Annotated in this window: 15 protein-coding genes; 7 read left to right on the forward strand and 8 right to left on the reverse strand. The window is 62.8% G+C overall.

Annotated elements, in window-relative coordinates; all coding sequences use genetic code 11:
- Positions 1-42 precede the first annotated feature (42 nt).
- From H7995_RS02275 to H7995_RS02285, 3 genes are all read left to right on the forward strand, one after another.
- Complete coding sequence (locus tag H7995_RS02275; RefSeq protein WP_166592195.1) at positions 43-795, forward strand: hypothetical protein; 753 nt, start codon at positions 43-45, stop codon at positions 793-795.
- A gap of 20 nt (positions 796-815) precedes the next feature.
- Positions 816-1,337, forward strand: a complete 522-nt coding sequence (locus H7995_RS02280; protein ID WP_182340495.1) for a hypothetical protein — start codon at positions 816-818, stop codon at positions 1,335-1,337.
- Positions 1,338-1,414: 77 nt separating this feature from the next.
- On the forward strand, positions 1,415-1,753 hold the full coding sequence (locus H7995_RS02285) for an FKBP-type peptidyl-prolyl cis-trans isomerase (protein ID WP_185817912.1): 339 nt from the start codon (positions 1,415-1,417) through the stop codon (positions 1,751-1,753).
- A 7-nt stretch (positions 1,754-1,760) separates the two neighbouring features.
- On the opposite strand, the gene H7995_RS02290 is transcribed toward H7995_RS02285, so the two are convergent.
- Positions 1,761-2,867, reverse strand: a complete 1,107-nt coding sequence (locus tag H7995_RS02290) for a cytochrome P450 (protein ID WP_185817913.1) — start codon at positions 2,865-2,867, stop codon at positions 1,761-1,763.
- Positions 2,868-2,946: 79 nt separating this feature from the next.
- Here H7995_RS02290 and H7995_RS02295 point away from each other — a divergent pair, with 79 nt between their 5' ends.
- A complete protein-coding gene (locus H7995_RS02295) occupies positions 2,947-3,711 on the forward strand; it encodes an ArsR/SmtB family transcription factor (RefSeq protein ID WP_182340489.1) in 765 nt (254 codons plus the stop codon).
- Here H7995_RS02295 and H7995_RS02300 read toward each other — a convergent pair.
- Complete coding sequence (locus H7995_RS02300; protein ID WP_166592190.1) at positions 3,708-4,316, reverse strand: LysE family translocator; 609 nt, start codon at positions 4,314-4,316, stop codon at positions 3,708-3,710. The two genes, H7995_RS02295 and H7995_RS02300, sit on opposite strands and share 4 nt — an antisense overlap.
- 103 nt (positions 4,317-4,419) lie before the next feature.
- Here H7995_RS02300 and H7995_RS02305 point away from each other — a divergent pair, with 103 nt between their 5' ends.
- Positions 4,420-5,334: a LysR substrate-binding domain-containing protein gene (locus tag H7995_RS02305; protein WP_185817914.1), complete on the forward strand. Its 915-nt coding sequence runs from the start codon at positions 4,420-4,422 to the stop codon at positions 5,332-5,334.
- Positions 5,335-5,370: 36 nt separating this feature from the next.
- On the opposite strand, the gene H7995_RS02310 is transcribed toward H7995_RS02305, so the two are convergent.
- The 5 genes from H7995_RS02310 to H7995_RS02330 form a co-directional block, all read right to left on the reverse strand.
- Positions 5,371-6,390: a branched-chain amino acid aminotransferase gene (locus tag H7995_RS02310; protein ID WP_166592188.1), complete on the reverse strand. Its 1,020-nt coding sequence runs from the start codon at positions 6,388-6,390 to the stop codon at positions 5,371-5,373.
- Between the two features lie 242 nt (positions 6,391-6,632).
- On the reverse strand, positions 6,633-8,015 hold the full coding sequence (lpdA, locus tag H7995_RS02315) for a dihydrolipoyl dehydrogenase (protein WP_185817915.1): 1,383 nt from the start codon (positions 8,013-8,015) through the stop codon (positions 6,633-6,635).
- Positions 8,016-8,018: 3 nt separating this feature from the next.
- Complete coding sequence (locus tag H7995_RS02320; RefSeq protein ID WP_182340483.1) at positions 8,019-9,302, reverse strand: dihydrolipoamide acetyltransferase family protein; 1,284 nt, start codon at positions 9,300-9,302, stop codon at positions 8,019-8,021.
- Positions 9,303-10,361 carry an alpha-ketoacid dehydrogenase subunit beta gene (locus H7995_RS02325; protein ID WP_166592185.1) on the reverse strand — a complete coding sequence of 353 codons (1,059 nt, stop codon included), beginning with the start codon at positions 10,359-10,361 and terminating at the stop codon, positions 9,303-9,305. It lies immediately after the preceding gene.
- A gap of 1 nt (position 10,362) precedes the next feature.
- Positions 10,363-11,598, reverse strand: coding sequence for a 3-methyl-2-oxobutanoate dehydrogenase (2-methylpropanoyl-transferring) subunit alpha (locus H7995_RS02330; RefSeq protein WP_166592184.1), 1,236 nt, complete (start codon positions 11,596-11,598; stop codon positions 10,363-10,365).
- Between the two features lie 186 nt (positions 11,599-11,784).
- On the opposite strand from H7995_RS02330, the gene bkdR reads away from it, so the two are divergent.
- Positions 11,785-12,273 carry a Bkd operon transcriptional regulator BkdR gene (gene bkdR / locus H7995_RS02335; protein ID WP_166592183.1) on the forward strand — a complete coding sequence of 163 codons (489 nt, stop codon included), beginning with the start codon at positions 11,785-11,787 and terminating at the stop codon, positions 12,271-12,273.
- Between the two features lie 114 nt (positions 12,274-12,387).
- Here the strand turns inward: bkdR and H7995_RS02340 are convergent, their stop codons facing one another.
- On the reverse strand, positions 12,388-13,251 hold the full coding sequence (locus H7995_RS02340; RefSeq protein WP_182340481.1) for an MBL fold metallo-hydrolase: 864 nt from the start codon (positions 13,249-13,251) through the stop codon (positions 12,388-12,390).
- Between the two features lie 162 nt (positions 13,252-13,413).
- Here H7995_RS02340 and H7995_RS02345 point away from each other — a divergent pair, with 162 nt between their 5' ends.
- Entirely contained in the window at positions 13,414-14,220 is an 807-nt protein-coding gene (locus tag H7995_RS02345; RefSeq protein ID WP_185817916.1) for a sulfite exporter TauE/SafE family protein, read from the forward strand.
- The last annotated feature ends 98 nt before the right edge of the window (positions 14,221-14,318 follow it).

Below are 14,318 nucleotides of genomic sequence, written 5' to 3' on the forward strand. Positions count from 1 at the left end.
TGAAGGCCGGTTTGCCAATAATTCCCTGAAGAGATTGGCTTTATGTCGAATCAGACTAACGCGCAACAGCCAGTTCCGGAGCGCCAGGTGGGCACGACCGAACAGTTGTCGGCACACTTTGGTGGTCCGGCCCTGCTGCTGGGGGCTTATCTGTTTTTCTATTCGTGGTTGTTATTGTTCTATTACTTCAGGACGTTCGGTATTTCCCTGGTTTCCCTGGATATACCGGTGTACTTCTACCTGACCTTCGCCTGGACCGCGGTCGAGTATTTTGGTGTCGGGGTCCTGCTGGCATTGACCCTGGGGGCCATCTGCTACGTCTGGCTCAACGGCGCCTGGGCCATGGACCGTAAGCCCTGGGTGCATTTCCTGCATAGGTCGGCATTTGCTGTGTTTTTGATGGTGGGCCTGTGGAGCACGTCGTTCCTGGCGCAGCAGCAGGGTGAACTTCAGGCGCAACAAGTGCGTGACGGGGGCGTATTGGCACCCATCAGGCTGGTGTTCGGCAAAGACCAGGCGGGCATGTTTCCAGAGGTCCTGACGACAGCCAAAGTCACCCCCGATCAAGGCGTTAAAGAAGCCGTACTGCTGGTTGAAACCACGGCGGCTTATTACGTACTGGTGCAAAAGGTCTTGCGCGATCAACAGACATCGGTGACGCAGTATGACGCCATGGGGGTGGTTTACCGGGTGCCGAAGAAGTACGTCACTTATGCGCAAATGGATGTGATCAACACGCAACGCGTCGAACGACTTTTTCCCAAACTACCGAGCTGGAAAACACTCTTCAACTAACCACTGTTGCAGGAGGTCCTATGTTGCGCAACTGGGTTGGCATGGTTGTGGCGCTACAGGCATCGAACCTGTTTGCCGAACAGATACTGCAACTCAATAGCGGGGATCGCTACTTGGGGCGGCAAACCGCGGACAATTCAGGGGTCTTTGTCGATTGCCAGAAGAAGGAGCATAAGTTGGCCGATGGGGTGATCCTGCCCACGGCACAGACCTGTGCACCCTCCAGCACGCCCAATCCGTCACAAGCCTCGTTGATTACCCTCTCTCCTCTGGAGGTGGTGGCGGTGGATGCCTTGGGCAAGACCATCGACGTTGAGCGAAATGCGAAGGTGCAGACCCTGGATTTGCAGAAGTTTCCGCACATCGACTTCTCGGTGTTTGGCATTGGCAAGAAGATCGGCATCGTCACCGACAAAAAAAGCCAGTACGCCGAATGGATCAGCCCCGATGCCATTTTTGATTCAAGCTTTGCCGCTGAAGCCAAGGCCGCACAGGCTCCGCCAAAAAACGAGGGTCCGCCGCTGTTCGACAAAGGCTCTTGAGGTTGCCAAGCGCGCGGTTTTCTGGGAAAAACCTGGCCCCAACGCCCAGTCGGGCCCGTGAACAGACGAGAGCAGCAATGAACGATGAATTACAGGTCACCGACCTGCTGGTGGGCAACGGCAAAGCGGCAGTCAAAGGTGCGTTGATCACCACCCAGTACCGCGGCTGCCTGGAAGACGGCACCGAGTTTGATTCCTCCTGGAGCCGCGGCAAGCCCTTCCAGTGCGTGATCGGCACCGGGCGCGTGATCAAGGGCTGGGACCAGGGCATCATCGGCATGCAGGTCGGTGGCAAACGCCAACTGCGGGTGCCCGCGCACCTGGCCTACGGCGAACGCAGCGTGGGCAGCATCCCGCCCAACTCCAACCTGGTGTTCGAGATCGAACTGCTGGAAGTGTTGACGCGGGACGACTGACGGTCGCTCATTTTTCGCTGAACAGTGGAATCCGCCCGTTCAGCGAAGGGCGGTAGTGCCAGGTCAATCGGGCGAAGTGCTCCCTGTGCGTCAGCAACTCACTCAGCGTGGCACTGGCGATGCTCATGGCCAGTGCCTGGCCGGGGCAGTGGTGGCGTCCGGCACCGAAACTCAAGCTGCGCCGGGCCGGGCGCTCCAGCACAAAGCGCTCGGGGTGTGGGTTAAGTTGCGGGTCGCGGTTGGCCGAGGCCAGCAACAGCAGCACGGTATCGCCGGGGGCCAGGCGCACGCCCTCGATCTCGCAGGGGGCGCTGACAAAACGCCGGGTGTTTTGCACTGGCGGGTCAAAGCGCTGAACCTCAGCCACAAACGCATCGACTCGCCCTGGCTCGGTCAGTAGCCCCGGCTCGCGGATCAGCGCCAGTACAGCGTTACCAATCAGGCCGGCACTGGCTTCATAGGTCTGGGAGAGCAGGCCGATCAGGTTCGCCAGCAGGACTTCGCGATCAGTCAGGCCCTGGCGCAGGCTTTCCAGCAGGGGGCTCTGAGGGGCTTGGGCGCTCAGCCGCTCGATGAAATAGCCCTTCAGTTGCTCGGCGGCCTGGTGGGCCGCGACCCGTTGCGCGGCAGTGCTCAGGGGCGAAAGGCAGGCGACGAAGTCTGCGGTCAACTGGCTGAGGGTCCTGCCTTCAGAGGGCGCGAAGCCCAGCAATGCGGCGACGACCCACACCGGCCCCATGAACATGGCCTGGTGCAGGCCTTCGGCGTTTGCCGTGATCAGCCGCGCACGCACCCGCTCGCCGACCTGCTCGGTGTCGATCCGCTCCAGCACCGGCGCCATGGCCGAACGCGGGCAGCGGTGGGGTTCGCCCTCGTTCATCCGCATCAAGCGGGCGAACACTCGGCCGGCCTCGCCCTGGGCAATCGCGGTGGGCACCGGTTCGTGTGCCGGGCGCACCCGGCAGTCGGCATGGGCTAGCACAGCTGCCACCGCCCGGGCGCTGCTGGCCACCCACAGGCCCAGGTTCTGGTCGAAGGCAAACCCGCCGGCGGCGCGCAGACTGGCGTAGTAGGGATAGGGATCAGGGTGAGTCGCAGCGATGATCGGGTCCATGGGACGCGCCTTATGGGTAGTGACAAGTCTTGTTACTATCCGGGGTTCGGCAGGACGACGATTCGTCCGGGAGCGAAATATGAGTGCAGAACAACACGATGTCGGTGTCTCGCAGGTGGCGGCGGCGATCGCCGAGCCGGCGCGGACCAAAATCCTCTGTTCGTTGATGGATGGTCATGCCCGCACCAGCACCGAGCTGGCGAGCATTGCCCAAGTCAGCACGTCGACGGCCAGTGCCCACCTGGCCCGGCTCAAGGAACTGGCGCTGGTGCGACTGCACGTACAGGGCCGGCATCGGTATTACAGTCTTGCCGATCAGCAAGTCGCCCAGGCCCTGGAGGCGCTGATGGTGATCGGCCAGAACGCCGCGCCAACCTTCACCTCGCGCACCCCGGATCGCCTGCAATTTGCCCGCACCTGCTACGACCACATGGCCGGCACCCTGGCAGTGTTGCTGCACGACCGGTTGCTCGAAACCGGCTGGCTACTGGTGACTGAGCCGCAGTCGTATCGATTGAGCGCGAGCGGCGAGGCGGGGTTCCAGCAGTTGGGCATCGAGGTCAGTGAGCTGAGCGCACTGCGTCGACGGTTTGCCTGCCCGTGCCTGGACTGGAGCATGCGCCGCCCGCACCTGGGTGGAGCCCTGGGCGCGGCGTTGTTGGCAACGGCGCTGCAGCGCAGATGGCTGACCCAGGATCTGGACAGCCGGGCGCTGGCATTGACCGCCACTGGGCGCAAGGAATTCGGCCGCCGGTTCGCCATCGAGTTGCCGGCCCAGCGATTGCCCGCGTCAGGTGAAACCCGCCAAACCGCGCGCCGAGCGCTCGCAAGCCCTGGGCCCTAGCGGCTGGCCGAAGCCATCAACAGGCCGAACCCAGTGAAGGTCACGCCCGAGATCTTCGCTGCCAACCAGGCGCCTTTGGGGCTCGACAACCAACCTCGAGCGGCATTGGCAAGCAGCGCATAGCTGGTGTGTACAACAATCACCACCACGCCGTAGGACGCCACCAGCTTGAAAAACTGGCTGTAGAAGTGCGCCGAAGGGTCAATGAACTGCGGGAAGACCGCGAGAAAGAAAAACACCGCCTTGGGGTTGAGGAGCTGGATCGACGCCGCTTCCAGGTAGCGATAGCCGGGACTCGATGGCGTGTTGTGCAGTCGCGTACTGATACGGTCGGAGCGCCAGCTTTTATACCCCAGGTACAACAGGTAAGCGGCACCTGCATATTTCAGTACGCTGAAGGCCTGCGCCGAGGTACTGAGAATCAGGCCGACGCTGGTGGCACTGATTGACGCCACCACGAAGGCCCCCGAGGCGATACCGAGAATGCCTGGCAGGGCGCCGGTCCAGCCGTGTTGCAGGGCATTGGACAGGGTCAGCAGCACACCAGGCCCGGGACTGAGGATGGTCAGGGTGGCGAACAGTAAAAACAGTCCATAGGTGTGCATGTCGTGCTCCGTCAGAAGGTGTTGGCTGGGTGCCAAGGTAGGCGGGACGCGGAGCACGTGACAAACGCTTTAATTGCCGCGCATATGTGACTAAATTAGACACATGATCACTCAACTCCCACCCTTGAACGCTGTTCGCGCCTTCGCCGCTGCCGCTCGTCACCAGAGCTTCAGCCTGGCGGCCGAGGAACTCCATGTCAGCCACAGCGCCGTCAGCCGGCACATCAAATTGCTCGAAGAGCACCTGGGGGTGCTGCTGTTCGAGCGCCGAATCCGCCAGTCGGTATTGACGCCGGCCGGGCAGCACTTCTTTGAACAGGTCAGCGCTGGCCTGGCGCAGATCGCCAGCGCCGCCGCTGAGCTGAGGCGACAGGCCTCACGGCCTGCGGTGAAGATTAACGTGCGCCCGTCCTTCGCCTTGCTGTGGCTAACCCCCAGGCTCGCTGAGTTCAACGCCTTGCACCCGCAGATCGAACTGCAGGTGGTCACCCAGACCCAGGCGCCGGATCAGGCGCGGGATGGCTTCGACGTCGTCATTCGCCGCGGACGTGACGACTGGGCGCCGGCCATTGAGGCACAGGCGTTGTTCGAGGACGAGTTGGTGCTAGTGGCGGCGCCTTCGCTGATCGAACGCCTGGGCCTCGACGACCTCGACGCGCTGGCTGCGCATCGGCTGTTGATCGCCAAGGCGCGGCGCGAAGACTGGCACAACTGGGCCATGCACTTCGGTCAGACCCAATCGGCCAATCAACCGACACGCCAGTTCGAGCACATGCATCGGGTGCTGGAAGCCGCCGTGGAGGGGCAGGGTGTTGCCTTGTGCCCGACGTCACTGCTGGGCAGCCATCTGGCGAGTGGGGAATTGATCTGTCCGTTGCCCGCGTTGCGCATTCCGTTGCCGCGTTACTACTACGGGCTGGCTCCGCAGGTGTCGGAGCAGACGCAGGTGTTCCTGACATGGTTGCGCGCCCAGTGCGCTGGACCGACGCCCACAAAAAAGGCCCAGCCGACGCGCTAACGCCGGCTGGGCCTGTTCAGTGCCTGGAACGCGGGATCAGACCTTGACGATCCAGCCTTCTGGCGCTTCGATGTCGCCGGTCTGGACACCGGTCAGCTCTTTGTAGAGCTTCTGGGTGATCGGGCCGACTTCGGTCTCGCTGTGGAACACGTGCAGGTGGTCTTTGTAGCTGATGCCGCCGATCGGCGTGATCACTGCGGCAGTGCCGCAGGCACCGGCTTCCTTGAAGTCCGCCAGTTTGTCGATGAACACGTCACCTTCCACCACTTCCAGGCCCAGGCGCGACTGAGCCAGCTCGATCAACGACAGACGGGTGATGCCCGGCAGCACCGAAGGCGACTTCGGCGTGACGAACTTGTTGTCGTGGGTGATCCCAAAGAAGTTGGCCGAGCCGACTTCTTCGATTTTCGAGTGAGTCATCGGGTCCAGGTAAATGCAGTCGGCGAAGTGCGCCTTCTTGGCCTGGGAGCCGGGCATCAGGCTGGCGGCGTAGTTGCCACCGACCTTGGCCGCACCGGTGCCTTGCGGGGCGGCACGGTCGAAGCTGGAGATCAGGAAGTTGTGCGGGGTCAGGCCGCCCTTGAAGTAGGCACCGACCGGGATGGCGAAGATCGAGAAGATGAACTCGGGGGCGGTGCGCACGCCGATGTTGTCACCCACGCCGATCACGAACGGACGCAGGTACAGCGCGCCGCCGGTGCCGTACGGCGGAATGAAGCGCTCGTTGGCGCGGACCACGGCCTTGCAGGCCTCGACGAACTGCTCGGTGTCTACCTGTGGCATCAGCAGGCGGGCGCAGCTGCGCTGCATGCGCAGGGCGTTCTGGTCCGGGCGGAACAGGTTGATCGAGCCGTCCTTGCAGCGATAGGCCTTCAGGCCTTCGAAGCATTGCTGACCGTAGTGCAGGGCGGTGGAGCCTTCGCTGATGTGCAGCACGTTATCTTCGGTCAGGGTGCCTGCGTCCCACTCGCCGTTACGCCAGTGCGACAGAAAGCGCTTGTCTGTCTTGATGTAGTCAAAACCCAGCTTGTCCCAATTGATGCTTTCGTTACCCATGACACCCTCTATCACTTAACAATCGCCTGAACGGTTCAAGGCTTCTGACGTTTTTCTGGATGGGCACAACAATACTTCATTCCGGGCCGGTTTCGCAGCCCAGACGATCGGACGAGAGGCAGATTCATCGTGTTGGCCTCAAGAAACCGCGGGCAAGCCCGCTCCCACAGTACGTCTAACCCTTGTGGGAGCGGGCTTGCCCGCGAAGAGGCCATCACCGATGACCACCCATCTCCCTTGGTTTACAGGTGCAGCGCATGCCCCAAGGCCCGCAATGCAGCCTCTTGCACCGCCTCACCCAGTGTCGGGTGGGCGTGGATGGTGCCGGCGATGTCTTCCAGGCGAGCGCCCATTTCCAGGCTCTGGCCGAACGCGGCGGACAACTCCGAAACCCCGACTCCGACCGCTTGCCAGCCCAGGATCAGGTGATTATCCCGGCGAGCCACGACCCGCACGAAGCCGCTTTTCGATTCCAGGGTCATCGCCCGGCCGTTGGCGGCGAACGGGAAACTGGCGACGATGCAGTCCACGCCCGCGGCCTTGGCTTCGTCCGGGGTCTTGCCGACCACCACCAGTTCCGGGTCGGTAAAGCACACGGCGGCGATGGCGGTGGGGTTGAACTCGCGGTTTTTGCCGCTGATCAGCTCGGCGACCATCTCGCCCTGGGCCATGGCTCGGTGCGCCAGCATCGGCTCGCCACTCAAGTCGCCGATCGCCCAGACGTTGCGCATGCTGGTGGCGCAGCGGTTGTCGATCTTGATCGCCGCGCCGTTCATCTGCAGGTTCAGGGCCTCCAGGTTCCAGCCCTGGGTGTTGGGTTTGCGCCCGACGGCCACCAGGACCCGATCGGTTGCCAGGCGTAGGGTGCCGCCGTCCGGCTCGGAAACCTGTAGCGTATTTGCTTCAGAATCAAAGCCTTGCACGCTGTGTTTCAAGTAAAGCTTTATGCCGAGCTTTTTCAGCTCTTCGTGCACTGGCTGGGTCAGTTCGGCGTCGTAGGCGGGCAGTATGCGCTCCTGGGCTTCGACCACGCTGACGTCGGCGCCGAGCTTGCGGTAGGCAATGCCCAGCTCCAGGCCAATGTAACCGCCGCCGACCACCACCAGGTGTTTTGGCAGGCTTTTGGGGGCCAGGGCTTCGGTGGAGGAGATGATCGGCCCACCAATGGGCAGCATCGGCAGGTTGACACTGTTCGAACCGGTGGCCAGCAGCAGGTGCTCGCACTGGATACGGGTGTCACCGACGTCCACGGTCTTGCCGTCGACCACCTTGGCCCAGCCATGGATGACCTGGACCTTGTGCTTTTTCAACAGCGCCGCGACGCCAGTGGTCAGGCGATCGACGATGCCATCCTTCCACTCGACGCTTTTGCCGATGTCCAGGCTCGGCGCGGCCACCGAGATCCCCAGGGCCGAGTGCTGGCTGTGCTGGCGGGTCTGGTGAAACTGTTCGGCGACATGAATCAGCGCCTTGGATGGAATGCAGCCGATGTTCAGGCAGGTGCCACCCAGTGCCTGGCCTTCGACCAGGATGGTATTGATGCCCAGTTGCCCGGCACGAATGGCCGCTACATAACCGCCAGGGCCGCCGCCAATGATCAGCAGCGTGGTGTTCAGAGTCTGCATGTCTTACTCCACAAACAGCGTAGCGGGTTGTTCGAGCAAACCACGCAGGGCCTGGATGAATTGTGCTGCGTCCATGCCATCGACCACCCGGTGATCGAAGGAGCTGGAGAGGTTCATCATTTTGCGGATCACGATCTGGCCTTTGATCACCATCGGCCGCTCGACGATCTTGTTGACCCCGATGATCGCCACTTCCGGCAGGTTCAGCACCGGGGTGCTGACAATGCCACCCAGGGCGCCGAGGCTGGTCAGGGTGATGCTGGAGCCGGACAGTTCGTCGCGGCTGGCCTTGCCATTGCGCGCGGCCGTGGCCAGGCGGGCGATTTCCCCGGCGCTGTCCCACAGGCTGCGGGCTTCGGCGTGGCGCACTACGGGCACCATCAGGCCGATGTCAGCCTGGGTGGCGATGCCCACGTGTACGGCGCCAAGGCGGGTGATCACCTGGGCTTCGTCATCGTAGCGGGCGTTGATCTGCGGGAAGTCGCGCAAGGCAACCACCAGGGCGCGCACCAGGAACGGCAGCAAGGTCAGCTTGCCGCGGCTCGCGCCGTGTTTTTCGTTGAGGTGCGCCCGCAGTTCTTCCACGGCGGTGACGTCGATTTCTTCGACATAACTGAAGTGCGCCGCGCGCTGGGTAGCGTCCTGCATGCGCTGGGCGATCTTGCGGCGCATGCCGATGACCGGGATCTGCTCTTCGTCATGCCGTTCGCGGTAGGCATTGCCGGCCGCGCTGGAGGCTCCAGGCCCCTGTGCCAGGTAGGCGTCCAGGTCTTCGTGAAGAATGCGCCCGGCAGGGCCGGTGCCCTGAACCAGACGCAACTGGATACCGGCGTCCAGGGCATGCTTGCGCACGGCCGGCGAGGCCAGCGGACGTTCGTCTGCGGTACGTGCAACGGGCGCCACGGGCGCTGGACGGCAGGCGGCTGCAGGTTTGCCGGGGGCCACGGCCTCGACCTTGGGGGCGGGTGCTGGCGCCGCCTTGGCAGGCTCGGCCTTGACCTCGGCCACGGCCGCCGGCTGTGCGGATTCCTTGTAGTTGCCCGCGCCTTCGACTTCGATGCTGATCAGGATGCTGCCCACGGCCATGACTTCACCGGGCACACCGCCCAGGGAAATGACCTTGCCGTGCACCGGCGAAGGAATGTCGACCATCGCCTTGTCGGTCATCACATCGGCCAGTACCTGGTCTTCGACCACCAGGTCGCCCACCTTGACGTGCCATGCCGACAGTTCCACTTCTGCAATGCCTTCACCAATGTCCGGCATTTTAATAACGTGCGTGCCCATTCAGACCTCCATGACCCGTTTCAACGCCGCGCCCACACGGGACGGCCCTGGGAAATACGCCCACTCTTGCGCGTGCGGGTAGGGGGTGTCCCAACCGGTCACACGTTCGATCGGCGCTTCCAGGTAGTGGAAGCAATGTTCCTGCACCAGCGCCACCAGCTCGGCGCCAAACCCGCAGGTGCGGGTCGCTTCGTGGACAACCACGCAACGGCCGGTCTTTTTCACCGAGTTGACGATGGTTTCCAGGTCCAGCGGCCACAGGCTGCGCAGGTCGATGACTTCGGCATCGATACCACTTTCTTCAGCCGCCACCTGGGAGACATAGACGGTGGTGCCGTAGGTGAGGATGGTCACTTCCTTGCCCGGACGGGTGATTGCCGCGACGTCCAGCGGCACTGTGTAGTAACCGTCCGGCACTTGTGCGGCCGGGTGTTTCGACCAAGGGGTTACCGGGCGGTCGTGGTGGCCGTCGAACGGGCCGTTGTACAGGCGTTTAGGCTCGAGGAAGATCACCGGGTCATCGTTTTCGATGGAGGCGATCAGCAGGCCCTTGGCGTCGTAGGGGTTGGACGGCATCACGGTGCGCAGGCCGCAGACCTGGGTGAACATCGCTTCGATGCTCTGGCTGTGGGTCTGGCCACCGTAGATGCCACCGCCGCACGGCATGCGCAGGGTCATCGGGGCGGTGAACTCGCCGGCCGAGCGATAACGCAGGCGGGCGGCTTCGGAAATGATCTGGTCGGACGCAGGGTAGACGTAGTCGGCGAACTGGATCTCAGCCACCGGACGCAGGCCATAGGCGCCCATGCCGACGGCGACGCCGACGATCCCGCTTTCCGAGATCGGTGCATCGAACACCCGCGAGGTGCCGTATTTGGTCTGCAGGCCTTCGGTGCAACGGAACACGCCACCGAAGTAGCCGACGTCCTGGCCGAACACCACTACGTTGTCGTCGCGCTCAAGCATCACGTCCATGGCCGAGCGCAGGGCCTGGATCATGGTCATGGTGGTCGTGGTCATGGCGGTTTCCAACTCGATTTTATGGTTGTGATCGTTCATGTCAGATCCCCAACTCCTGGCGCTGGCGCTTCAAGTGCTCCGGCATCTCTTTGTAGACGTCCTCGAACATGGTCGCGGCGCTCGGGATCTGGCCACCGGCCAGGGTGCCGTACTGCTCGGCTTCTTTTTGCGCGGCAATCACTTCGGCTTCCAGCTCGGCGCTCAGGGCCGCGTGTTCCTCGTCGGACCAGTGGCCGTTTTTCACCATGTGCTGCTTGAGGCGGGCGATCGGGTCACCCAGCGGGAAGTGGCTCCAGTCGTCGGCAGGGCGGTACTTGGACGGATCATCGGAAGTCGAGTGCGGGCCGGCGCGGTAGGTGACCCACTCGATCATGGTCGGCCCCAGGTTGCGGCGTGCACGCTCGGCAGCCCAGGCGGACGCGGCGTAGACCGCGATGAAGTCGTTGCCGTCGACTCGCAGCGAGGCGATGCCGCAGCCCACGCCACGACCGGCGAAAGTCGTGGCTTCACCGCCGGCAATGGCCTGGAAGGTGGAGATCGCCCACTGGTTGTTGACCACGTTGAGGATCACCGGTGCGCGGTATACGTGGGCGAAGGTCAGGGCGGTGTGGAAGTCCGATTCGGCGGTCGCGCCGTCACCGATCCAGGCCGAGGCAATTTTGGTGTCGCCCTTGATCGCCGAGGCCATGCCCCAGCCCACGCCCTGGATGAATTGGGTCGCCAGGTTGCCGGAGATGGTAAAGAAACCAGCGTCCTTGACCGAGTACATGATCGGCAGTTGCCGGCCCTTGAGCGGATCGCGCTCGTTGGACAGCAGTTGGCAGATCAGGTCCACCAAGGGCACTTCACGGGCCATCAGGATGCTTTGCTGGCGGTAGGTGGGGAAGCACATGTCGTCGATGTTCAGGGCCAGGGCCTGGGCGCTGCCGATGGCTTCTTCGCCGAGGCTCTGCATGTAGAACGACATTTTTTTCTGACGCTGGGCGACCACCATGCGGTTGTCATAGATCCGCGTCTTGAGCATGGCGCGCATGCCTTTGCGCAGGATCTCCACCGGCACGCCTTCAGCCCACGGACCCAGGGCATTGCCTTGGTCGTCGAGCACGCGAATCAGGCCACGGGCCAGGTCGGCGGTGTCGGCCGGTTCTACGTCGATTGGGGGTTTGCGCACAGTGCCCGCATCGGTCAGATGCAGGTAGGAGAAGTCGGTTTTGCATCCAGGACGGCCCGATGGTTCAGGCACGTGCAGGCGCAGCGGTTCATACGCTTCTTTCATGGCTTCTACGCTCGATCTTGTGAATTTCTTGTAGTGAGCTGACGTTCATCCTTCGGGTCGAAGAAATCTTGTCCTACAACAATCATAGGCCCGGAGCAGAAGAATATTTCTCTCTGTTTCGTTGCGCTTGAGATCATTTGAGGATAAAAAATCTGCATAAACATAAAAAACAGGTGGTTTTGTCTCATGCGCAAACTGGACCGTACCGATATCGGCATTCTCAACAGCCTTCAGGAGAACGCGCGCATCACCAATGCCGACCTTGCCCGCTCGGTGAACCTGTCGCCCACGCCCTGTTTCAATCGGGTCAAGGCCATGGAGGAACTGGGGCTGATTCGCGAGCAGGTGACGCTGCTGGATGCGGATCTGCTGGGGTTGCATGTCAATGTGTTCATCCACGTCAGCCTGGAGAAGCAGGTGGAGGAGGCACTGCAGCATTTCGAAGAGGCGATTGCCGATCGTCCGGAGGTGATGGAGTGTTATTTGATGGCCGGGGATCCGGACTATCTGATTCGGGTGCTGGTGCCGACCATTCAGTCGCTGGAGCGCTTCATGATGGATTTTCTGACCAAGGTGCCGGGGGTGGCCAACATCCGCTCCAGTTTTGCCCTCAAACAGGTGCGGTACAAGACGGCGCTGCCGTTGCCGGCGAATGGGTTGACGCTGGGGGTTTGACGGGGCGCGGATCGCCTCCCCGAAGGAGCATGGCTTGCTCGCGATGGCTGCCTGCGCCACACCATGGCGCTGGGCAACACCCCAATGCCCTGTAGCAGCTGGCCATCCACCGGTTCAGAGTTGGTTGATCGGAATTTTCAGGTACACCACGCCATTGTCCTCCGGCGGCGGCAGGTGGCCTGCTCGGACGTTGACCTGGATTGCCGGCAACAACAGGGTCGGCATGTCCAGTCCGGCATCGCGTTTGGTGCGCATGGCGATGAATGTGGCGGCGTCGATGCCGTCGCGCACGTGGATGTTGTGTGCGCGCTGCTCACCGACGGTGGTTTGGCACTGCGGCGTGCGGCCGGGCGGTGGGTAGTCGTGGCAGACGTAGAGGCGGGTGGCGGGAGGGTGGGCCAGCAGGCGCTGGATCGAGGCGAACATTTGTGCGGCGTTGCCGCCGGGGAAGTCGCAGCGGGCCGTGCCGACGTCTGGCAGGAACAGGGTATCGCCCACCAGGATCAGTTGTTCGTCGATCAGGTAGGCCATGTCTGCCGGGGTGTGCCCAGGCACATGCAGGGCCCTGGCCGACAGGTTGCCGATGGCAAACACCTCGTCTGGCGCAAACAGATGATCGAACTGCGAACCGTCGACCGCAAATCCCGGTTCCAGGTTGAACAGTGCCTTGAACACCGTCTGTACCTGACTGATAGCCCGGCCGATGGCGATCTTGCCGCCCAGTTCGCGGCGCAGGTAGGGCGCGGCGGACAGGTGATCGGCGTGGGCGTGGGTTTCCAGCAGCCACTGCACCTGCAGTTGGTGGTCGCGCACGAAACGGATGATCCGCTGGGCCTGGACCGTCGAGGTTTTTCCGGAGGCGGGCTGATAGTCGAGCACCGGGTCGACGATCGCGCAGGCACCGCCACAGGCTTCGTAGATCACGTAGCTGTAGGTCGACGAGGCGGGGTCGAGGAAGGCTTCAATCAAGGCAGGCATGGTGGCCGTTTCTGGCGGGACAGGCCTTGAGGGTAGTGCCATATTCCCTGGCTTGACCAGCCCCCGGACAATTCAATGCAGGAAAAAAGCCGCGCGCGCTCTATCCTGTCAGGCATCGATACCGGGCGTTCCCGGCTTTTTTTCGCGGACCATGAGTGTTTTATGTTGCTGGCGAGTGTGTTTGGCGTGGTGATGGGGCTGGTGCTGGGTTTGACGGGGGCAGGGGGTGGCATTCTGGCGGTCCCGGCGCTGGTACTCGGTTTGGGCTGGAGCATGACCCAGGCGGCTCCGGTGGCCCTGTTTGCGGTGGGCAGCGCCGCGGCGGTGGGGGCCATCGATGGTTTGCGCCACGGCCTGGTGCGCTACCGCGCGGCGCTGTTGATTGCGTTGTTGGGGGCGATATTTTCCCCGCTGGGCATTTATTTCGCCCATCAGTTACCGGAAAAAATCCTCATGCTGCTGTTCAGCCTGCTGATGGTCATGGTGGCCGTGCGTATGCTGCGCCGCGAACGCCAGGACGCCGGGCCGAGCGATCACGGTCACGCCAACTGGGGGCAGAAGAACTGCATGCTCGACCAGCAGACCGGGCGCTTTTCCTGGACCGCCAAGTGCACCGCGACCCTGGCGGCGCTCGGCGCGGTGACCGGGGTGGTGTCGGGGTTGCTGGGGGTGGGTGGTGGGTTCCTGATTGTCCCGGCGTTCAAGCAACTGACCGACGTGCAGATGCGCGGGATCGTCGCCACATCGTTGATGGTGATCAGCCTGATTTCGCTGATTGGCGTGATCGGTGCGTTCCACGCGGGAGTGCGCATCGACCGCCAGGGGGTGGCGTTCATCGTTGCCAGTATCCTCGGCATGCTGCTCGGTCGCAGACTCTGCGCCCATGTTCCGGCCCGCGCCTTGCAGGTCGGTTTTGCCAGCGTGTGCGTGGTGGTTGCGCTGTACATGCTGGTAAAGGCCCAGGCCTGACGATTAGAAGCCTGCACACCACGTTGGTGGGTGTATGCAAAACCCGCGAGCACCCAAAATCCCTGTGGGAGCGAGCTCGCTCGCGATGAGGTCGGTCC

Origin of the sequence: Pseudomonas kielensis (assembly GCF_014236655.1) — a bacterium.
Lineage (GTDB): Bacteria > Pseudomonadota > Gammaproteobacteria > Pseudomonadales > Pseudomonadaceae > Aquipseudomonas > Aquipseudomonas kielensis.